The organism is Polyangium sp. y55x31 (assembly GCF_029946505.1).
GTDB lineage: Bacteria > Myxococcota_A > Polyangia > Polyangiales > Polyangiaceae > Polyangium.
This window is the reverse complement of record NZ_JARZHG010000020.1, coordinates 99,050-118,710: the sequence shown is the minus strand read 5'-3', so window position 1 is coordinate 118,710 and position 19,661 is coordinate 99,050. Positions and strand designations below refer to the sequence as shown.

Here is a 19,661-nt window from a genome sequence, read left to right as displayed (position 1 = left end):
ACGGAAGAGACGCTAACAGAGCGCTCATCCGGCTGTAAAGCTATGAAGTCGAATGACTAGCTCGACATGCGCTCGCACGCACTCCGGAGCTCTTCGAGTTTCTCGGGTGACAGATGCAGCGTGATGCGATCTTTACGATCCCCGTCGCGGTAGCCGAGCGTGAGGACCGCGATCTTCGCGGCCCCCGTGTCGCCGCGGCTCGAAGCGAGGACCGCGTCGACCCGCCATTCGATCGATTCGACGACGGCGCCGTGATCGGTGAGCGTATCCCGGAAGGCGCTCACCCCGAGGGCTGCGCGTGCCGCATCGTACCGAGAAAGCAAAATCGGCGCGATCACCGCGGCCTCCGGCGAGAGCGGGCCGCCCGCGAGGCGCACGACGTCTTCCTCGAATCGCCCGCGATCGAGGCCCCGCGCGCACGCCTCGCGCACGAGGAAACGCGAGGCCTTGAGCGCGCGGGCAAGATCGTCGCGCGGGACGTCGAACGCGCGCGCGAAGGTATCGAGCGCAGACTCGGCCGATGCCGGCAGAGGATCAGGCAGCGCCGGGCCGAGCGCATCCCAGAATCGCGCGCGAGCCCGTTCGGGCAGCCGCGCGAGGGTCTTGAGATCGGCCTCGATCGCCTCGGGCGCGGCTTTGCCGCCGAGGCAAAACAAGGGGAGGGTCATGCGCCGCTGTTGCTCTTGATCAACGCGTCCTTCATCTCGATCAGAATCCCCGTCGCCGTCTTGATGCGGTGTGCCGGCGCGCTGTTCGACGCAACAGGCGAGGGCGTGATCGCGTTCGGAACGGTATGCAAGATGATGGGCCGATCCGGATCACCGTCGATGAAGCCGATGAGGACCTCGGTCCCAGGCTTCAAGGGGTGATGGTGCCCATAATTCTGACCGGAATGCGGCTGGGCCATACGAATGCGGCGTGAGACGAATTGCCGGTCACCCGTTTGCGACGTGTCGAACATCATGCGGACGAGGTAACGGCCCTCCTCGTCGATGCGCGCGAAGAGGCTCTCGGTGCCCTCCATCTCATGCGCGATGAAGCCGTTGACGACGCCGTGGATCCGAGGCGCCGGCGTGACGCGCGAGGGCCGGAACGGAATGGAGGCCTCGATGGCGCGGAAGGTGTTCGTGTACGGGACTTCTCTCTTGCCGCCGAAGAGCGCCACCGGCTGCTGCGCCGTGTGCTCGATTTCGGTGACGAGGAAGGTGACGTCGCCGAGCTTGGGGTGTCCTTCGAGCGTGAACGTGCCGCCCGCGCGGATCCAGCCGAGATCACTCTCCATGCTGAAGACGCGGTGCGTCGCCTCGGTCTCCTCGGCGCGGATCTTCGCGAGCCGCGCGGCTTCGACGGGCGTCTTGCAATGGGCGCCATACTCGACGAGGCCGCCGCCGAGCCCGGACGGCGCGTCGGCGCTGCCCGTGGGATCGACGAGCGGTAAACGATAGTTGTAATCGTGCACCACGTGGGCCCGCGGCACGAGGCGGGTCGTCGCCTCGATGTGGAAGACGTCGCGGCGCTCGCCGCGCGCCCGGAACGGCGCGAGCTCGTGCCCCGGCGCGACGGGAAAACCCTGGTTGTCGTCCGTGAAGACGATCTTGTCGCGGTCGCCCTCGTGCTCGAAGGAAAACGTGATGCCCTCGTGCTCGGCGAGGCGCGAGACGAACGCAAGGTCGGTCTCCTTGTACTGCACGACGAACTCGCGCTTGGGGTACGTCGCAGTGAGCCGCATCTCCACGTCGTCCGCGCCGAGCCCCACGAGCTCGAGTTTCTTCTGGATGATCTCGGGGACCGAGAGCTCCATGAAGATCTCCTGCGTGCGCACGAGCGAGAGGCGATGCGCGCGCGGGACGAGGAGCAGGTAGTACGAACGGGTGTCGGGCTCGGTGTCGATGCGGTCGCGGATCTCGGCGATCATGCCGTGGATGCGCCGTACGTCCTGGCCCTGGACTTCGAATACGAGCGTCGCCGTCGCACCCTCGACGAGCGCGAGGTCGAGGCCCGGGGGCCTGGTGCTGGCGACGCCGATCGAGAGCGCGAACGGCTTTCCGAGCGATTCGCGTCCCGAGAGCTCGAAAACCTGCAAATCGTCGCAGGAGAAATCGTCGGACTCGATCCGGAGGTGCACGAGAGCGTCGGGCATGAGGAGAGGACAACAAATGGCGGCGTGACCGTCAAGACAAGACGGTGGGGCTTTCCGAATGCCTCTCCCCGACGGCGCGGCAGTCGTGTTAGCCTCTCGTGCCGCCCCGATCCCGGGGCCTTTCGCGCGGGACGACGTCATGAGCGCCTCAAGAACCAGCAACCTCTCGGTCGAGCTCGCCTCGGGCGACGGCTTCGATGTCCGCGAGTTCTCGGTGAGCGAGAAGATCTCGCAGCTCTTCGAGGTGCGCCTCGTCGCCCTCAGTGACAACCCCAACGTCGATTTCGAGGCCATCGTCGGCCAGCCAGCACGCTTCGTGATGCACGGCGGGCACGGCGAAGGCGCACAGCCGCGGATCTGGACCGGCATCTGCAACGAGCTCGAGCAGCTCGGCGCAGAAGAGACAGGCCTGTCGTCGTACAACGTCTCGATCGTGCCCACGCTCTGGCTCGCGACGCAGCGCCGGAACCACCGCATGTTCCAGCAGCTCTCCGAGCCCGACATCGTGCAGAAGATGCTCTCCGAGTGGGGCATCGAGCCCGTGCTCAAGATCGACAAAGGCGCCTACAAGAAGCGCAAGTACCGCGTGCAGTACGGGGAGACGGACTACCAGTTCATCTGCCGGATGCTGGAGGACGCAGGGATCAGCTTCTACTTCGAGCCGTCCGAGGAAGGGTCGAAGCTCGTGCTCTCGGACGCGCCGCAGTCGAACGCAGCCCGCAAGCCGATCGCGTTCCGGGACAACCCCACGACAGCCGATCGCGAGCACGTGACCGTGGTGCGCATGGCCCGCAAGGTGCGCCCCGGCAAGTACACGATGCGCGACGTCGATTACCGCAGGCCGCCCTCGTACAACCTCGCAGCCACAGCCTCCGGCGCGGAGATCCCGCTCGAAGACAAGCTCGAGCGGTTCCACTACACGCCAGGCGCGTTCCTGTTCGGCGCAGAGAAGGGCGACGACACGCCCGTCGCCGACGACAAAGGCAAGGCACGCACGGACGAGGCCGAGGGCGCGAAGCTCGCCCAGAAGCGGCTCGAAGCAAAGCGCGGCAGCGGCACGGCGATCTCGTTTCAGACGAACGTGCTCGACCTCGGGCCAGGCGTGGTGACGAGCTTCCTCGACCATCCACGCGCAGATCTCGCCTCGGACAAGAAGCTGCTCATCGTCGAGTCGCACATGGCAGGCACGTCGACAGGCGAATGGACGCACCATTGCGAGGCGAAGAGCACGAAGATCCCGCACCGCCCGAAGGCCGTGATGCCGCGGCCGAAGGTGAACGGCGTGGAGAGCGCGACCGTCGTCGGTCCCGCCGGCGAGGAGATCCACTGCGACGAGTTCGGCCGGGTACGCGTGCACTTCCACTGGGACCGCGAGTCGAAGATGGACGACAACAGCTCGTGCTGGATCCCCGTGAGCCAACCCTGGGGCGGCGCAGGCTACGGCGGCATGAACCTGCCGCGCATCGGGCAAGAGGTGCTCGTCGACTTCATGGGCGGCGATCCAGATCGCCCGGTGATCGTGGGCCGCGTATTCACGAACCTGCAAAAGGTGCCGTGGAAGTTGCCGGACAACAAGACGCAGAGCGGTCTGCGCTCGAACTCGACAGGCGGAAGCGGCGGCTACAACGAGATGATGTTCGAAGACGCACTCGGCAAGGAGCTCGTCCGTTTCCAGGCCGAACGCGACTACAACAAGCTGGTCAAGAACGACGAGAACACGACCGTCGGCAACGATCGAACGAAGGTCATCCAGCGCGACGAGAAGGTCACGATCGGCAACGATCGGACGAAGACGGTGAAGGCAAACGAGACCATCACCATCGGCAAGAACCTGATGAAGACGGTTCAAGCAAGCGAGCGCGAGGTGACAGGCATGAACCGGAGCGTCGTGGTCGGCGTGAACCGCTCGACGCAAGTCGGCGGGATCGACTCGACGATGGTCGGCGGGACACACTCGGTGCAAATCGCGCCCCCCGGCGAAGGCGGCGGCGGGCCGACGACCGCACACGTGATGGAGCACGACAAGATCACGCTGGGCACGCCCGGCGGCGCAAGCATCACCCTCGAAGGCAACAAGGTGACGATCACAGCGACGACGATCGAAGTCGCAGGCTCCGGCGTCGTGAGCGTGACGTCGTCCGGCGGCGACGTGATCATCAAGGGCGGCCCGATGGTCAAGATCAACACCTGAAGGACGCGGGTTCCAACGAGAAGCGGCCCGGACGAACCCCGTCCGCGGCCGCTTCGTCGTTCCATGGGTGCGCGGCGCGGGGCTTTGCCCCGGACCCCAGCAGGGGGCTGTCCGCCCCCTGCACCCCGGACCAGGCACGGCCTGGACCGAGGGCGGAGAAACTGCGCGATGCGCAGTTTCTCCGACGGGCCCGTGGCAAGACCACGAGGGTTCGTCTCACGCGGCGACGGGGTGTCGAGCCGCGCTGCCGTCCTGGCTGGCAGGGTCGTCGCTGGTCTTGCCCCCGGCTGTTCGATGAACTGCGCATCGCGCAGTTCATCGACCCCGAGTCCAGCGCTTGCGCTGGTCCGGGTCCAGGGGTGGACAACCCCTGGTCGGGTCCGGGGTGAAACCCCGGCGCTACCGCCCTAGAACTGGATGTTCTTCGGAACCGGAGGCGCCTTCTTTTGCGTCTGCGTCGTCCGCACGGGCGCGGGTGCCGTCTTCGTCGTCGCGGTTGCGGTCGTCGTCGGCCGCGCCGAAGGCACCACCGTCTCGGCAGCGGTGGGCACCGGCGCCGGCGTTGGCGTCGGCGCGGGGGGCGGCGTGGGATGCGCTTCGGTTTGCGCGGCGGGCACGCCCTCGGGGCCGGCGGGATCTGGGAGGAGCGCGCGCACCAGGAAAAACGCTGCGACGAGCGCGACGACTGCGCCGATGGCGAACAGCACCTTCCGGTTCGAGTGGCCGCGCGGGTTCTTCCACTCTGCTGCGTCGTTGGCGTCACGTGCCACGCCTGGCAGCGCGAGGCCTGGCGCGGAGGGGGTGACGGGCGGCGGCGCGACGGGCGGTGCGGCGGCGACGGCGGCGGCGCGTGCGGCGGCGAAGCCTGCGACGTCTGCTGGTTGCACCGTGAGCAGGCGGCGCATCTTCGGGGCGAGCCACTCGGTCTGGAGAGACAAACCCGAGATGTCTTGCTGGATTCCGCGCTCGAGGGCCCAGCCTGCGAGTGCGACGCCCATGTCGCGCAGCGACTGCCAGCGTGCTCCTCGCTCCTTGGCCAGGCCTCGCTCGATGATCGCCCAGAGTGCGGCGTCGCCGGTGCCGTAGGCGTGCGTGGGCATCGGCGTGTTTGCCACGATCGCTGCGATGAGCGCGTTGTAGTTCGGCGCGTCGAACGGGCGGCGGCCCGTGATCGTCTCGTAGAGCAGGACCGAGTAGGTCCAGACGTCGGTGCGGTGATCGATGTTCGCCTCGCCGCGGGCTTGCTCGGGGGACATGTAGTCGGGGCTTCCGAGGACCTCGCCGGCGATCGTCACGTGCCGCTCGACGTCGTCGCGCAGCACGCGCGCGATGCCGAAGTCGAGCAGCTTGGGCACGATCTTCCCCGACTCGTCCGTCGTGAGCATGACGTTGTCGGGCTTGAGATCACGATGGACGATGCCCTTCAGGTGCGCGGCGGCGAGTGCGGCGGCGACGGGCAGGAGCGTCTGGAGTGCGACGCTTGCGTCGAGCCGCTTCTTGCGCGCGAGGATGGCGGAGAGCGACTCGCCCGTGAGCAGCTCCATCACGAGGTACGGATCGCCGACCTCGGTTTGTCCGAAGTCGAAGACGCGCACGATGCCGGGATGACCGAGCTTCGCGGCGGCGCGTGCTTCCGTGAGCAGACGCGCGGAGGCTTCTTCGGTGGCGCGATCGCGGCGGATGAGCTTGAGCGCGATGTCGGCGTCGAGGCTCAAGTTCCGCGCGACCCACACGGCGCCCATGCCGCCTTGGCCGAGCACGCGCTGAAGCTGGTACTTGCCGCCGATGAGGTCGCCGGGGGCGTATGCGACGGGCGTCGCGCCGGAGCGCTCGGGATCGACGAACGCGCCGTCGCTTTGCGGGCCGAGGCCCGGCGAGGAGCGACGTTGCGCTTCGAGCATGGGTGGCGTGACGGCGGCGAGGCCCGAGGAGGAGCGACGGAGCGGGTCGTGTGGGGGGACGACCGCGGGCAAACCCGAACCGGAGCGGCGCAGGCCGTCGGCGCCCGAGGGGGGCGGCGCTCCGGGAAAGCTCGGCGAGGATGAGCGGCGCAGCTCGCCGTTCATGCTCGGCGCGCCCATGCCCGGCGACGAGCTTCGCCCGCTCGCGACGGCCGCGGGCGGAGGTGGAGGCGGGGGCGCGATGAAGGGGAGCGCCGGGGCCGATGTGCGGTTCGGGCTTGGCAGAGGCGCGGCGTTTGCGGGGTCGGGAGCGGGACCGAAAGCAGGAGCGGAAGCGCGCGGGGGCGCGGGAGCGGGACCGAAAGCAGGAGCGGATGCGCGCGGGGGCGCGGGCGCGGAAGCACGCGGGGGCGCGGGCGCGGCGGCGGGTGGTGGCTCCGGAATCGGAGGCGCGGAGAATCCGCCTGCGAGTGTCGCGCCGAGCTCGACCTCCCACTCGGGCTCCGGTGCCGCCGGTGCAGGCGCAGGCTCGGCGGGCGCGGGCGCCCCGCTGCTCGGAGCGCGCAGAGGCGCCGGAGCGGCGGGGACTACCGCCGGGGAGCTGGGCCTGGGAGGTGCGGGCATGCGGCCGATCCACGAGCCGACGAACGGGCTCGCGGAGCAAGCGTACACCGGATCGCTGCGCGTGGGCGAGACCTCGACGAACGGAAGGACGACGTGGTCCCCGAGGGCGGGACCTCAGTCGGCCCGCTCGGCTTCGATCGCGTGGCGGATTCGCTCGCCGAGGGCAGGATCTGCGGACGTGCGCGCGAGCATCTCGCGCTCGATGCGGAGCATGGACGCACGCGGCAGGCCGAGCTCGGCCAGGGTGCGCTCGGCGTGGCCGCGCTCGGAGGCGACGACCAGGCGTGCGTACTCGGCCGGGGTGATGGGGCCGCGCTCTTCTTCGAGGCGCGCGACGTAGGCGGCGTCGAAGGCTCGAAGCAGGCGCGTCTTGCCGCGCTCGGACTCGGCGCGGATGGCCTCGGCCCAGTGCCGTTCGAGATCCGTGTAGCGGGCGAGATCGAGCTCTTCGGCTTCCAGGATCTCGGCGCGTTCGTCGCGACGGCGCGCGATCGACGCGGTGATCTTCGCGCATCGCTCGATGGGGTAGTCGTCGAGCGGGAGCGCGGGCGCGGGCGGCGCTTTCGGGGCCTCGGGCGCAGGCGGATCCGGGGGCAGCGGCTCGGGCGGCGGCGGGAGCGGCGGCGGGGCCATGCGCGCGGCCATCTCGGCCGTCGCGAGCGGGCCGATCATCGCGGGCGCGTCGACGGTCTCCGGTTCGTCCAGGCCGACCGGCGGAGGAACGGGCGCGGGCGGCGCGACGGGCGCGGGCGGCACCGGCGCAGGCGCGACGAGCGGAGGTGTTCCCAGCGGCGCGAGCCCGAGGCGCGGCACGATGGGCGGCGGCGCGGGGGGTGTGGGGGATGCGTGCGGTGCGACGGGTGGGGCCGGCGGGATTGGCGGCGGCGCGACGAACGGTAGGTCGTGCCGCGAGGGAGGACGCACGCGTGCGGGCTCAACCGGAGGCGCGGGCGGAGGTACCGGCGGAGGCGCGAGCGGCGACAGGAACGGCAGATCCCGCGCCTGGAACGGCACGGGCGGGATCGGCGGCGGCGCGAACGGGAGCGGCGACGGCGGCGCCACGGGCGCGGGCGGCGCTTGCGTGCGCGGACGCGCGAACGGCAGCGGATCGGCGGCCGGCGTATCCAGTCCGACGAACGTCACCTCGTCGTCGATGTCCGGAGCCATCGGGAACACGCCCGACTCGCGCGGCGGCGGCGCCTGCACCGCGTTCATCGTGAAGGGCATGATCGGGTGCGGCCGCGAGGGCGCGTACGCCGCGCTCGTGACCGATCCATCGGGATCGTCGGGCGCGATCGTGATGTCGTGCAGCCCCTGGGACGCGAGCGCCACGTGGGAGCTCGCCCAGCCCGGGCCTACCATCGTGACCACCACGCGCCCGGCTTCGGCCGGATGCACGAGCGCTGCGCGCCCGCGCCAGACCAGCGTGCAGATGCCGCGCGTCGTGTCGAACCACAACGTGTCGGCCGTCATCGTGATTTCCTCGCCGCGACCCGACGCCCGCTCCATCACGACCTCGGGCCGCAGCCCTGGCAGGTTCGTCACGAGCCGCGCATGTTCGTGGTGCAAACCTTCGAGCACGATGCGTTCGTCCGGGCGGATCTCCGGGATCTCTTGATCGTGCGGGGCGACGTTGAAGAACAGCGGATCGAGCCCCTCGGGCAACGGCGCCTCGTACCAGCCCGCGAGGGAAAACCGCCCGGCGAGGTGACCGAGGCGCGCCTCGCGTGAAGGCCACGTCGCCGCGATCGGGCCGTATCCGATGGGCTCCACGAGATCCGACGGCCCCGTCACGTGACGCCCCGGCGGCTGCAGGTTCGGCAGCTTGATCGCGCCGAACGTGTCCTTCTGATCGAGCCGCATGCCCACGGGGTTCGTCGTCCCGGGCCCGCCCGCGGCGCGCTCGTAGCGCAGGCGAACACGCGTCACGCGCGGGCCTTCGCGCAGCTCGCCCGACGGCGTCACGTGCCGGTCGCCGAAGACCTCGATCGCCTTGTCGAGCTCGCCCACGCAGAGGCGCGTGAGGATCGATCGCACGGGCACGTCGTTCGGCGCGAACGCGTGGCCCACGAGCACCACGTCGGCGCCGCGCTTGTGGGGCACGAGATCGCAGGGCGAGTAGACGCTGAGGCGTGGATCGTCGTCCCAGAAGTTGTCCTCTTCGTTGACGTCCTCCTGGGACTCGTGGAGCACCGAGGTGCCCGGCGTGAGGAGGTACGTCGCTTTGCAGACGACGAGCAACGCGTGCCTGCGGTCGGCCGTGACGAACGGCCGCGCGGCGACCCGGAGCGGGCAATACGAGACGATGTCCATGGGGGGAAGTGGCGCTCTAGCCGCGGCTGTAGCGCGCGTAGGCGTTCGCCATCTTCGTGTGGTAGTTGTTCGACGCGTAGTCCTCGCCGTTGTAGCCGCGCGCGAACGAAGCCCAGTTCTTGCTGCGGATGTACCGAACGAGGTTGTTGCCGCGGCAGAAGCCGAGGAAGGCGCGCATGTGCTGCGCCTCGGACTCGTACATGTCGTAGACGAACTGCCGGACGCTCTTCCAGCCGACGAGCTCGTGGTTGAAGCCCATCACCTGGAACATGCCCCAGGAGGCGCTCTTCACCGCCGCGTCCGGATCGAGCGCGAACGCCTCGCGGATCACGACCCACTGATCCTTCTTGTAGCTCGCGCGTCGGAGCGGGCTCTTGTACGGCGCCGAAAGATGCGGGTGGCTGCGATCGTAGCGGCCTCCCGTGAGCCGCTTGAAGTGGTGGATCTCGAAGAGGATCTTCGGGCGCTTCGCATCGTCGAAGCCGGTTCGTCCGCCCGACTCGACCTCGGCCACGGCGCGCACCGCGGCCGCCTCGCACTGAAGCTCGCGCGCCGCGGCGTCGAAGTCGCCCGCGGCGAGCCTGCGCGAGGGGCCTCGTGCAGGCAGCTCCCACGGACCCGTCGCGGGCGGCGTGCCGAGCGACGAGCTCCCGCCTTCCGCCGGCGTTTGCGGCTGCGGCTGTTGCTGCTGCGGCTGTTGCTGCGGCGGCTTCGGCTGCGGCTGCGGCGTGCCGCCGCCGTTCGATTTGCCCGGCAGGTTGATCTGCTGGCCCGGCGAGATCTGGTTCGGATTCTTGATCTGCGGGTTCGCCCGCATGATCTCGTCGACCGTCGTGCCGTTCCGGTTCGCGATCGCGCCGAGCGTATCGCCCGAGCGCACGGTGTAGGAACTCGGCGCCGCGGGGGAGGGGATTCCTCCGCCGCCTCCGCTGCCAGGGAGCGTGATCTTCTGGCCGACGGAGATCGCGTTCGGATTCGTGATCTGCGGGTTCTCCGCCATGATCGCCTGCACCGTCGTATTGTTACGGCTGGCGATCGCACCGAGCGTATCCCCCGATTTGACGACGTAGCTCATCGCGACCCTGTTCGTCCGCCGAGGGAGCGCGCTCTCGCACGAGAGGAAAGCCTTCGCCCGGACGCACAAAGACGAATATCACAGCCCCGCGCGCGAAGAAACGTCCCCGCGCGAGATCGAGCTAGTCTCCGATCAGCACGGTGCCGCCGCCGACCACCACGCCATTCGGCGCATCGGCAGGATCGTTACACGTCGTGGCCGGGTCTCCCGCGCGGGCGGCGGGGCGGTCCTCGATGAAGACCGAGCCGCTGCCCCGCTCCACGGCCCCCTCGTTCGAAGGCGTCTTCTGGAAAGGGCCGGCGGCGGGCACGTGCGGAGGGGCGTTCGAGGCCCCCGAGCCCACCATCGCGGCCGGCTGATCCTCGAGGAAGACGCTCGACGCGAGGTCTTTTTCGAGCCTTCCCCCGAACGGCATCGGCGTCGGCGTGGGCACGGGCCCGCCGGGGGACGGCACGAGCAGGACGTGCGTGTCCACACCCACGATGCGATCCCCCCGCTTCGCGCCCGGCGCTCCCATCAGGTCACTTCGGCTTGGCCTGGAGCTCGAACGACACCATCGCGTCCTTCGAGACCTTCTTGCCGAGCGTCGCCAGTTCGTCGGCGGTCTTCTGCAGGATCGCGCCGAGCGTGTCGCGCGGGCGCACGTCGTGCTCCTCGAGGTTCACGGAGACGGGCTTCGTCGACTTCACGCGGACCTTCGCCACCTTGTCCCCCTCCATCACGAACGTGACCTCGAGCTCCGCCTTCTTCGGCACCGTGCGCTCGTGCAGCCGGAAATCGCCCGTCACGTCGAGCTTCATCGTGCGCTCGGCGCCCGAGAGGCCCGCCACGCTCTTCGCGCCCGCCGTCTCGATCTTCGAGATCTTGAACTCGATGTAGCGGTGCTTCGTCCGATCGGCCTCGGGCACGTCCTTGCCGATGCCGAGCCAGTTGCGCGCGTGCTCGTTCTGCAGATCGCTCTTCGTGCGCTCGCCGAACTCCGCCTTCTCGTCGGCGCGCTTCTGCTGGTAGATGACCAGTTTGTCGAGGTCGATCTTCACGAGCCCCGTGGATCGCGTCACGTCCTCCGGATCGACGAAGAGCTCTCCTTCGAGCGAGCCGTCCGCCTCGCCGAAGATCTTCTCGATGGGCGCATCCATCGTGAAGCTCACCTTCGTACCTTGTCCTTCGACCGCGTACGGCTTGCCCGCGTCGGTCTTCGGCTTCGCGGGGGCGAGCGACGAGGAGACGGGGGCCGCGTTCGGGTTCGGCTCGTCCTTCGAACAGCCGGTCGCGGCGAGCGCGACGAACCCGAGGAGGAAAAGACTGCGGTGGAGGAGGAGGCGTGCGCGTGGCATCCGGCCAGCGTACTACGCGCGGGCCTCGGCGTGGACAGGAGCTTTACTCGGGATCTTTCATGCCCTTTTCGGGCAGCTCCTCGCGCAGCGCGACGCCGCCGAGGTTCTGGAGGATCGGCGCGTTCTCGCAGGCGAGGTAGCGGGCGATGCCCGTCGTGCTCGTGTTGACGTGGTTGTGCCAGGTCCAGACCGGGATGTAGACGGCGTCGCCCGTCTTCCACTCGATCTTCTGATCGTGCACGACCGAGTAGCCCTCGCCTTCGAGGACATAGAGGATGGTCTCGTAGGTGTGGCGGTGCCGGTTCGACGACTGCCCCGGATCGAGGTGACCGATCGTCATGCTGATGCACTTCGAGGGCAGATCGACGAAGAAGACCGGGTGCTTGCGCTCCTTGGAGTACGCGTCGCGTTGCCCGTCGCCCTCGACCTGGCGGTGGATCAGCTTGTCCGGCATGACGACACGCGGCCGCGGCGGCGTCTTGTCGAAGTCGGCGGATTGATAGACCTTGTCCTTGCTTTCGGGCTTCGTCGTCATGGTGCCTCCGAGGCGAAAGGCCTGAGCGCGCCGATTGTCGGCGGAGGAAACGAGGAGCGCAAGCTGCATCGGGCAGAGGCGGCGACGTGCTGCGCGCTTGACACGGGTGGGCGCGGCAGAGGCGTGCGGAAGAGATTCGACGAAGGGTTTGACCACGTCGTGTCACGTTACGAAAGGCGACCCGAGGGCGTTCGAAGGTAAAAGGACCGTGCTCATGACCGCCCCCGCACCCGATCGACTCAAGTTCACGACGATCGCCCACGCGACGCACCGGTACCTCTCCCCGCTGTCGCCCGAGAAGGCCACGCGGCTGCTCGACGGGCTCGCGCTGCGCGAGAGCGCGGAGGTGCTCGACATCGGCTGCGGTCGCGCGGGGTTTCTGCTCGATCTCGTCGAGCGTTCGCCGGTGTCCGGGCTCGGCGTCGATCTCAACGCGGCGTTCATCGCGTCGGCGCGGGCGGAGGCCACGCGACGCGGCGTCGAGGCGCGCGTGCGTCTCGTGGATCGGCCGCTCGTGGAGGTGGTGGGGGAGGCGGCGCGCTTCGACGCGATCGTCTGCATGGGGTCGAGCCAGGCGATCGGCACGTTCGCCGAGGCCTTGCGCTGGGCCCATGCGCATCTCGTCCCGGGCGGCGTGGCCCTGTTCGCCGACGGGTTCTGGCGACGCCGGCCGGATCCCGGCTACCTCGAAGCGCTCGGGGGGGCGACAGAGGACGAGATGAACACGCACGCCGGAAACACCCGCGTCGCCCGGGAGGCGGGCTTTTGCGTGCTCTCGACCGCGTGCGCGAGCGACGACGAGTGGGACGCGTACGAAGGCCGCTACTGCGCCGCGATCGAGCGGTACGTCGACGCGAACCCGGCCGACCCGGACGTGCCCGCGATGGCCGCCCGCATCCGCGCCTGGCACGACGCGTACGTGACCTGGGGCCGCGACACGCTGGGCTACGGCTTCTACACGCTGCTGAAGCCGACCTCGCGCGAGCCGTGAATCGGGGGAATACGTGGAGTTCTCTCCGGTTCCTCCGCGCCGGAGGATACTCATGCGGCGACGAAAGGTTCTCGGGATCGTGGCGCTCGTCGTCGTCGCGGTCGTCGCGGCCATCGGCATCTCCCTTCTCACCCTCGATCGGTGGCTCTACGCCGCCCTCGACCCCGGCCCGTTCGATCCGAACGCCGCGCCGGCCGCGCCGAACTACGCCGAGCCCTCCGCCTGGGCTGCGCTTCCCACCGTCGACGACGACGCCGACGTCTCCTTGCCGGAACTGCCGGCCCTCGGCCCCGGCGTCGCCAAGGCCGACGTCTTTTTCGTCCACCCGACGACGTCCCTGGCCAAGCGGTGGAACACGCCGATCGACGACCCGGAAGTGATCAAGGCCACGGCCCGCGGCGCGACGCTCATCGAGGCGAGCGCGTTCAATGCTTGCTGCGCGGTCTACGCGCCGCGGTATCGGCAGGCGAGCGGCAAGGCCTTCGTGGTGCCGAGCCCGGACGGCGAGCGCGCCATCGACCTCGCGTATGGCGACGTCGCGGCTGCGTTCGCCTCGTTCCTCGACCGACGCGGCGAGGGGCGCCCGTTCGTCCTCGCGTCCCATAGCCAGGGCACCGTGCTCGCCGCGCGCCTGCTGCGGGAAAAGATCTGGGGCAAACCCATCGCAAAGCACCTCGTCGCGGCGTACTTGATCGGGGGCCCGATCAGCCGGCAGACGATCGGCGAGGACATCCCGATCTGCGCGTCCGAGGAGCAATGGGGGTGCGTCGTCGCCTGGAATGCACGCGGCCCTCGTTACGAGCGCAACGGATTCGAGTTCAAGGATACGCCCGCGACCTCGCGCATCTGCGTCAATCCTCTCACCTGGAAAACCGACGGGGCCGCCGCGCCGGCCTCGCAGAACCAAGGCGCGTTGTTCTTCGACACGGAGGCGCCCGCGGTGCTTCCGGCGTTCGCCGACGCCGCGTGCCAGAAGGACGGGAATCTGTGGATTTCGCAGATGAACCGCATGCCGGCGCGTGATGCCGCGAGCGGGCTCCTGCTCTGGACGATGGGCCCCGACAATTATCACCCCATCGAGTACCAGCTCTACTACGTGAACCTGCGGAAGAACGCCGTCCGGCGCGTCGAGGCGTTCCAGGCGGCGCACGCGTCGCCCTGAGCGTCAGCGAATCTTCCATCCGTTCGGCATCACCTCGCCGCCCCCTTCTTTCACGGCCAGATCCACCAGATCGACCATCCGCCGCGTGATGTCCGTGAAGGTATCCTCGGCGTCGGGATCGTCCGGCAGTCGATCGGGCAGGGTGGGGCGGGTGCGGTGGATGCGGTAACGGTCGGACAGACGTTCGTCCGGGAACGCGGCGCGAAGCTCGGGCAGGCCTCCGAGGAGCGCGACGAGGGCGCCCATGGTCGCCGTGCCGTTGTCGGAGTCCCACCCGGAGAGCGTGCCGATTTGCACGGTGCGCGCGAAGTTTCCCTCGCCGAACAGGAGGGCGAGGAGGCCCGTGGCCAGGTTGATCGCGGACTCCGTGAAGCCCCGATACAGCAAGCCGTGCAGCAAGGCCTCGTCCTGGTAACGCTGCGCGATGGCGTCGCGCGTGCTCTCCCAGTCGCCCTTGTCGCTCGACGCGAGGTACGCGGCGAGCACGAAATCGATGACGTCGGCGGCCTTCGAGGTGTCCGGAATGTACGGCCTGGCTTCGCGGACGATCCGCACGATCTCCTCGCACCTCGGCTTTTCCGGATCGACGGTGGCCGCGAGGGAAAACAGGAGAACGTAAAATTGCGCCGCGTGCGCCGCGTGATCACGGGCGGTGGTGCGGATGGGCAGATCCGCGATCCGCAAGGCGAGATCGGGCATGCCGGGCGCGAGGGCGCCGAAGATCTCGGTCGTGAGCTGCGCGTCGATCTGCAAGGCGTCGGGATTTTTCGACGGATCGCTCGTCTCCGGCGGGAGGACGCCACGTTCCATGAGATCCCGCGCTCTCCGGTTCGACACCCAGATGAAATCGTTCACGTGCGCGCGCCAGCCGTCGCGGATCTGCCCGGGCGAGAGGTGGACGCTGCGCGCCTCGGTCATGAGGTGCAGGTAGACGTATTCGATGTCGGTGTCGTCGTCGGCCTGCCAGGGATCGAGGAAGACGAAATCGATCCGCGCCCCGTCCCGGCCGAGAGGTTTTCCCCAATCGTCGTCGGTGAAAAAGGGGCGCGTGATGCGGACGCCTTCGGTCCGGAGCCCGGTCCAGTTCGCGAGGCATTCGCCGAGCCACATCGCCCGCAGCCGCTCGGCATACGCCGTGCGATCGAGGTGGATCGGCGTCGCGGCGGGCGTTGTCAGGGATTCCCGGCGATCCGCGGGTTCGGCCCCCGCGCGGCCTTGCTCGCGGCTGCCGCAGCCCGTGAGCGAGACGAGCGCCGAAAGGACGAAGAGCCGGCGGAACTGGCGTGTGCGCGTGGAATGCACTGCGCCGGAGCTTGCAATCGAGGTACCCGGTCGAGGCCGCCCGGCGCTCAGGGATGGGCTGGATGTCGATTTCCTCGCATGGAATTAAGTTCCTGCTGAAACGACAGCGACGCAGTCGGTTGCGACCTGCTGTCGGAAAGGGGAAGGCCATGAAACGACGTCTGCAAATCGGGACGACCGTGCTCGTTTGCGCGGCCGCGACGTTGGTGTCCGGGGCTGCGAGCGCGCAGCTTGCACCTGGCAATTACAGGATCGTGAACGATCGGAGCAACCTCTGCCTGCAAATCGAGGGAAGGACGGACAGACCCGGCGCCGCGCTGGTCCAGGCGAATTGTGATGGCTCCGAGCATCAGCTCTTCAGGCTCGCGACGGCCCCCTCGGGCGGTTACTACCTGATCGCGCATTTCAGCGCCAAGTGCCTCCAGCCCCAGGGCGGCAGCATGGAACCCCTCGCGCCCATCGTGCAGCAGCGCTGCCAGTCGGGGGCCATGCAAACGTTCCGGCTCACGGAGCAGCAGCGCAACATGTACACCATCACGTCGCAGCACTCCGGGCTCTGCTTCAACATCGCCGGCAGGCGCACGGATCCCGGCGCCCCGATCAGCCAGTTCCCCTGCCACGGGGAAGACAATCAGCGATTCGTCTTCCTGTCGGAGGGCTCCGTCCCGTAGCGGCGGGAGATATTGCAAGCCGGCATCCCGTCGAGGCTGGTCCCTCGGCAGGGATCGTGTGTAGATTGGCCCGATGACGTCCTCCGCAGCCTCTTCCCGTCGACGCACGTTCGCCGCTTCCCTCGCGGCATTCCTTCTTTCCGCGCTCGGCTGCGACGGCACACGCGCGCCCTCCGCGCCGACGTCTTCCTCCGCGAGCCCCTCGGCGGCCGCGCCACAAGCCTCCGCGCAGCCGGAAGCCCTCCGCGCCGTGGAGCTCCCGGAGGGCGTTTGTCGCATCGCCGCCAAGGGATTCCGCGGCGAGGGCCTCACCCTGCGGCTCACGCCGGGCGGCCGCGCCTTCGCGATCGTCGGGGAGAAACGTGCCGGCGGCATGGTCGGCATCTTCGGCACGGCAGGCGAGGGTCGCGCGGCGGAGGTCGTGCTGCTCGACGGGCCTGCAAAGAGCTTCGGCATCCGCGTCGAGAACCCGCTCCTCGTGCTGCGCGGCTTTACCGACGTCGCCGATCTCGATCTTCGCCCGGCCCGCGCGAGCATCGTCGGCGGTTTCCTCGTCCCCGTGCGATTGCGCCTCGTGAGCGCCTCGTCGTCCGGCGTCGAGGTCGCAGCGCAGCTCGACAAGGAGGTCGAGATTGTCGGCAATCTCCCCGCGCAACGCGTGACCTGCGCGGATCTCTCCCTCGACCCCGCCGCAGCCGACGTCGACGCCGCATTGCCCGCCGCCACGAAGAAGGACACATACATGCTGCTCCGCGAAGGGGATCCCATCGACCTCGCCGTGGAGCCCGCAGGGACGGCCGTCGCGCGCCTCCGCCCGTCGAGTTCGTCCTCCTCCGTCCGCGTGCTCGAAACGAAAGGCAAATCGACCCGCATTGCATGGTCGCTCGACGGAGGGACCGTCTTCGGCTGGGTCGCTTCCTCATCCCTCGAAAAGCCGCCCGAGGGGCGCCGGCCGGGCGCCGAGGGCCGCATGCGCGCGACTCCTCCGGAAGAAAAAACCGTGGAATCGCTCGTCTGCAGCCAGGATGTGCCCCTCGTCGCCGACGTCGCAGGCGAGCGCATCACCGTCGGCCACGTGCGCGCCGGCACGGTCCTCGGCGTGATGGAGCGCGCCGCCCCCTATGCACGCGTTGCCGCGCCGCGCGGCCCCAACCACGGCTTCGGCGCCCCTCCGCCGGAGACCACCGCCGCCGAGGGCGCGACCTTCCGGGTCCCTGCCTCCTCGCTCGACGCATGCAAACCCGAGCCGTCCCGCGCCCCGGCGACCCTGCGATGAGCGAGCCGCTCAGGGCTTTGCTTCGGCGATGACGTGATTGCGGAGCGTCCCGACGCGCTCGACCTGGACCTCGAAGACGTCGCCCGGCTTCATGAACACCGGAGGATTCCGCACGAAGCCGACGCCGCCGGGCGTGCCCATCGCGATCATGTCGCCGACCTCCAGCGTCATCACCTCGGACAGGATCGCGATGGCATCGGCGACCCCGAAGATCATGTCCGACGTATTCGCCTCCTGCATGACCGTTCCATTGAGAATGCCGCGAAGCACGAGGCCCTTTGCGCCCGGAGGCAACTCGTCGGCGGTGACGAGCTCGGGGCCGAGCGCGCCGGTGGCGTCGACGTTTTTTCCAACCGTCCACTGGTGCGTGCGCAATTGATAGTCGCGAATCGATCCGTCGTTCAGCAAGGTATACCCAGCGACGTGCCCGAGCGCCTCTTCGCGGGAGACCTTGCGGCAGGTCTTTCCGATCACGACGACGAGCTCGGCCTCGTAATCGAAGTGCGTCGACACCGACGGCAGCACGAGCGGCTCCCCATGACCGACGAGGCTCGTCGGATACCGCCCGAAGACCACGGGATACTCCGGCGCCCGGTGCGCGCTCTCCGCCGCATGATCGACATAGTTGAGCCCGAGGCAAAGCAACTTGCCCGGGGCCGGGATGACCGGACGAAACCGGACCTCGTCGTCACGGAGGAGCGAGCTCGCCGCCGTTCGCGCGACGACGTCCGCGAGTTGCCCCGCGTCGTAGGCGGGCGATTGGAGGAGCGCGCCCACGTCCCTCGGCAATCCCGGGACGGCAGCACTCACGTCGACGATCCCGTCCGCGCGGCGTACGCCGATGAAGGGTTTTTCGTTCGCGTAGAGCGACGATAACTTCAAGGTCCATCTCCTTTGGCATCGAACGGTTCGCTGTTCATGGGGCGACGATGGCGTCGAGATCGCCGACGATCTTGCCGTCGAGGATCGGCGTGACGGAGACCGGAAGGTCGGTGACGAGCTCGATCCCCTCACGCTCCGCAGCGTCGAGGAAGCCTTCGAGCCCCGCGAGACATGCATCGGGGATGTCGTGCAGGACGACGACCGCGTGCGGCTGTGCAAGGCAATCCGCGAGCGCGCGCGCCGCCCAGCCGCTCGGGTCGACCCAGTCGCGCGGGACGGAGGTCCAGAGGACGCAGGAAGAGCCGTGCTCGACGAGGTGGGTGACGGCCGCGCGGCTGAGCAGATGCGGCCCGAGGATGCCCCCGCCGCCGAACGGCCGAAAGCGCTTGGGGCCCGGGACGAGCGGCTCGAGCAGCGCCTCGGTCGCGGCGATCTCCGCGGCGACGGCGTCGGGCCGCGGATCGTCGCCGAGCGGAACCTCGTGGCTGAACGAGTGATTGCCGACGAAGTGCCCCTCGGCGACCACGCGTGCGACGAGCGCGCGGCCTTCGGGCTCCGCGAGATGCTTGCCGAGGAAGAAGAAGTGCGCCCGGACGTTCCTTCGCCGCAAGATGGCGAGCACCGCCGGTGTGATCGCGCGGTCGGGCCCGTTGTCGAACGTGAGCGTCGCGCGCTTCACCCCGACGTCACCGGTACGTGTTGTTCGAGGTGTGGTCGCCGGAGAGCCAGCGGGCGAGCTCGCGACGCGCGTCCTTGCGCCGCGCTTCCTCGACCTCCGGCGTGACCGCGTCCGGGGCGTCACACGTGAGCTCGACGATCATGTCGTTCGGGTCTTTCACGTAGACCGACCGGCAGTACCCGTGCTCAAGGACGTACGTGTCCGGCTCGCGATAACCCGCCTTCTCGATGCGCGCCTCGATCACGCGCTGCGTCTCGGCGTCGACCGAAAGCGCGATGTGGTGGAACGGCGACGCGGGCATCGTCGGACCGAAGAGGCTCTGATCGCGGTTGCTGGCGAACTGGAAGAACGCGAGCGCGCTCCCGTCCTCGAGGCCGAAGAAACAGTGGCAATAGGTCCGCACCTCGCCGAAAAGCTCGTCGGCTTCGCACCACGTGGCGATCAGAGGTAGCCCGATGATCTCCTCGTAGAACGCTCGCGTCTTCTCGAGATCCTTCGAGACGTATGCCGTGTGGTGCAACCGGCTCGGCCGTCGTGCGCTCATGCGATCTCCTTCGTAGGGAGAGGCTACGTTCGGCGCTC

General features: G+C 68.9%; 17 protein-coding genes. 5 read left to right on the top strand and 12 right to left on the bottom strand.

All coding sequences use genetic code 11. The annotated features are described in order from the left end of the window. Nucleotides 1–56: 56 nt before the first annotated feature. On the bottom strand, nucleotides 57–668 hold the full coding sequence (locus QHF84_RS29860) for a COMM domain-containing protein (RefSeq protein WP_281316858.1): 612 nt from the start codon (nucleotides 666–668) through the stop codon (nucleotides 57–59). Then, a complete protein-coding gene (tssI, locus tag QHF84_RS29855; protein WP_281316857.1) occupies nucleotides 665–2,140 on the bottom strand; it encodes a type VI secretion system tip protein TssI/VgrG in 1,476 nt (491 codons plus the stop codon). The genes QHF84_RS29860 and tssI (QHF84_RS29855) overlap by 4 nt, the downstream gene beginning before the upstream one ends. 139 nt (nucleotides 2,141–2,279) lie before the next feature. On the opposite strand from tssI (QHF84_RS29855), the gene tssI (QHF84_RS29850) reads away from it, so the two are divergent. Continuing rightward, complete coding sequence (gene tssI, locus QHF84_RS29850) at nucleotides 2,280–4,331, top strand: type VI secretion system tip protein TssI/VgrG (RefSeq protein ID WP_281316856.1); 2,052 nt, start codon at nucleotides 2,280–2,282, stop codon at nucleotides 4,329–4,331. A 407-nt stretch (nucleotides 4,332–4,738) separates the two neighbouring features. On the opposite strand, the gene QHF84_RS29845 is transcribed toward tssI (QHF84_RS29850), so the two are convergent. From QHF84_RS29845 to QHF84_RS29820, 6 genes are all read right to left on the bottom strand, one after another. Continuing rightward, nucleotides 4,739–6,412 (bottom strand): serine/threonine-protein kinase, encoded by a 1,674-nt coding sequence (locus QHF84_RS29845; protein WP_281316855.1) that lies wholly within the window; start codon nucleotides 6,410–6,412, stop codon nucleotides 4,739–4,741. A 558-nt stretch (nucleotides 6,413–6,970) separates the two neighbouring features. Beyond that, the gene (locus QHF84_RS29840; RefSeq protein ID WP_281316854.1) at nucleotides 6,971–9,169 is read right to left on the bottom strand and encodes a DUF2169 domain-containing protein; all 2,199 of its coding nucleotides are present in this window, start codon (nucleotides 9,167–9,169) and stop codon (nucleotides 6,971–6,973) included. Between the two features lie 16 nt (nucleotides 9,170–9,185). After that, on the bottom strand, nucleotides 9,186–10,244 hold the full coding sequence (locus QHF84_RS29835) for an N-acetylmuramidase domain-containing protein (protein ID WP_281316853.1): 1,059 nt from the start codon (nucleotides 10,242–10,244) through the stop codon (nucleotides 9,186–9,188). Between the two features lie 121 nt (nucleotides 10,245–10,365). Next, nucleotides 10,366–10,761 carry a PAAR domain-containing protein gene (locus tag QHF84_RS29830; protein ID WP_348652892.1) on the bottom strand — a complete coding sequence of 132 codons (396 nt, stop codon included), beginning with the start codon at nucleotides 10,759–10,761 and terminating at the stop codon, nucleotides 10,366–10,368. A gap of 4 nt (nucleotides 10,762–10,765) precedes the next feature. Continuing rightward, nucleotides 10,766–11,581 carry a YceI family protein gene (locus QHF84_RS29825; RefSeq protein WP_281316851.1) on the bottom strand — a complete coding sequence of 272 codons (816 nt, stop codon included), beginning with the start codon at nucleotides 11,579–11,581 and terminating at the stop codon, nucleotides 10,766–10,768. Nucleotides 11,582–11,624: 43 nt separating this feature from the next. Beyond that, a complete protein-coding gene (locus QHF84_RS29820) occupies nucleotides 11,625–12,116 on the bottom strand; it encodes a cupin domain-containing protein (RefSeq protein WP_281316850.1) in 492 nt (163 codons plus the stop codon). 214 nt (nucleotides 12,117–12,330) lie between these two features. On the opposite strand from QHF84_RS29820, the gene QHF84_RS29815 reads away from it, so the two are divergent. Then, nucleotides 12,331–13,107 (top strand): methyltransferase domain-containing protein, encoded by a 777-nt coding sequence (locus QHF84_RS29815; protein WP_281316849.1) that lies wholly within the window; start codon nucleotides 12,331–12,333, stop codon nucleotides 13,105–13,107. A gap of 52 nt (nucleotides 13,108–13,159) precedes the next feature. Continuing rightward, complete coding sequence (locus QHF84_RS29810; RefSeq protein ID WP_281316848.1) at nucleotides 13,160–14,269, top strand: DUF3089 domain-containing protein; 1,110 nt, start codon at nucleotides 13,160–13,162, stop codon at nucleotides 14,267–14,269. Nucleotides 14,270–14,272: 3 nt separating this feature from the next. On the opposite strand, the gene QHF84_RS29805 is transcribed toward QHF84_RS29810, so the two are convergent. Further along, a complete protein-coding gene (locus tag QHF84_RS29805; protein ID WP_281316847.1) occupies nucleotides 14,273–15,571 on the bottom strand; it encodes an ADP-ribosylglycohydrolase family protein in 1,299 nt (432 codons plus the stop codon). A 149-nt stretch (nucleotides 15,572–15,720) separates the two neighbouring features. Here QHF84_RS29805 and QHF84_RS29800 point away from each other — a divergent pair, with 149 nt between their 5' ends. Both QHF84_RS29800 and QHF84_RS29795 read left to right on the top strand, forming a co-directional pair. Continuing rightward, entirely contained in the window at nucleotides 15,721–16,242 is a 522-nt protein-coding gene (locus QHF84_RS29800; protein WP_281316846.1) for an RICIN domain-containing protein, read from the top strand. 73 nt (nucleotides 16,243–16,315) lie between these two features. After that, complete coding sequence (locus QHF84_RS29795; RefSeq protein ID WP_281316845.1) at nucleotides 16,316–17,518, top strand: hypothetical protein; 1,203 nt, start codon at nucleotides 16,316–16,318, stop codon at nucleotides 17,516–17,518. A 9-nt stretch (nucleotides 17,519–17,527) separates the two neighbouring features. On the opposite strand, the gene QHF84_RS29790 is transcribed toward QHF84_RS29795, so the two are convergent. The 3 genes from QHF84_RS29790 to QHF84_RS29780 are packed head-to-tail and all read right to left on the bottom strand — an operon-like array spanning nucleotide 17,528 to nucleotide 19,623. Next, on the bottom strand, nucleotides 17,528–18,400 hold the full coding sequence (locus QHF84_RS29790) for a fumarylacetoacetate hydrolase family protein (RefSeq protein ID WP_281316844.1): 873 nt from the start codon (nucleotides 18,398–18,400) through the stop codon (nucleotides 17,528–17,530). 34 nt (nucleotides 18,401–18,434) lie between these two features. Further along, nucleotides 18,435–19,079: a polysaccharide deacetylase family protein gene (locus QHF84_RS29785; protein ID WP_281316843.1), complete on the bottom strand. Its 645-nt coding sequence runs from the start codon at nucleotides 19,077–19,079 to the stop codon at nucleotides 18,435–18,437. Between the two features lie 7 nt (nucleotides 19,080–19,086). Further along, nucleotides 19,087–19,623, bottom strand: coding sequence for a VOC family protein (locus QHF84_RS29780; protein ID WP_281316842.1), 537 nt, complete (start codon nucleotides 19,621–19,623; stop codon nucleotides 19,087–19,089). Between the last annotated feature and the right edge of the window lie 38 nt (nucleotides 19,624–19,661).

Excerpts from the sequence above, each read along its gene's own strand:
- QHF84_RS29860 (WP_281316858.1), bottom strand. The coding sequence starts at position 668 with ATGACCCTCCCCTTGTTTTGCCTCGGCGGCAAAGCCGCGCCCGAGGCG.
- tssI (WP_281316857.1), bottom strand. The coding sequence starts at position 2,140 with ATGCCCGACGCTCTCGTGCACCTCCGGATCGAGTCCGACGATTTCTCC.
- tssI (WP_281316856.1), top strand. The coding sequence starts at position 2,280 with ATGAGCGCCTCAAGAACCAGCAACCTCTCGGTCGAGCTCGCCTCGGGC.
- QHF84_RS29845 (WP_281316855.1), bottom strand. The coding sequence starts at position 6,412 with ATGGGCGCGCCGAGCATGAACGGCGAGCTGCGCCGCTCATCCTCGCCG.
- QHF84_RS29840 (WP_281316854.1), bottom strand. The coding sequence starts at position 9,169 with ATGGACATCGTCTCGTATTGCCCGCTCCGGGTCGCCGCGCGGCCGTTC.
- QHF84_RS29835 (WP_281316853.1), bottom strand. The coding sequence starts at position 10,244 with ATGAGCTACGTCGTCAAATCGGGGGATACGCTCGGTGCGATCGCCAGC.
- QHF84_RS29830 (WP_348652892.1), bottom strand. The coding sequence starts at position 10,761 with ATGGGAGCGCCGGGCGCGAAGCGGGGGGATCGCATCGTGGGTGTGGAC.
- QHF84_RS29825 (WP_281316851.1), bottom strand. The coding sequence starts at position 11,581 with ATGCCACGCGCACGCCTCCTCCTCCACCGCAGTCTTTTCCTCCTCGGG.
- QHF84_RS29820 (WP_281316850.1), bottom strand. The coding sequence starts at position 12,116 with ATGACGACGAAGCCCGAAAGCAAGGACAAGGTCTATCAATCCGCCGAC.
- QHF84_RS29815 (WP_281316849.1), top strand. The coding sequence starts at position 12,331 with ATGACCGCCCCCGCACCCGATCGACTCAAGTTCACGACGATCGCCCAC.
- QHF84_RS29810 (WP_281316848.1), top strand. The coding sequence starts at position 13,160 with ATGCGGCGACGAAAGGTTCTCGGGATCGTGGCGCTCGTCGTCGTCGCG.
- QHF84_RS29800 (WP_281316846.1), top strand. The coding sequence starts at position 15,721 with ATGAAACGACGTCTGCAAATCGGGACGACCGTGCTCGTTTGCGCGGCC.
- QHF84_RS29795 (WP_281316845.1), top strand. The coding sequence starts at position 16,316 with ATGACGTCCTCCGCAGCCTCTTCCCGTCGACGCACGTTCGCCGCTTCC.
- QHF84_RS29780 (WP_281316842.1), bottom strand. The coding sequence starts at position 19,623 with ATGAGCGCACGACGGCCGAGCCGGTTGCACCACACGGCATACGTCTCG.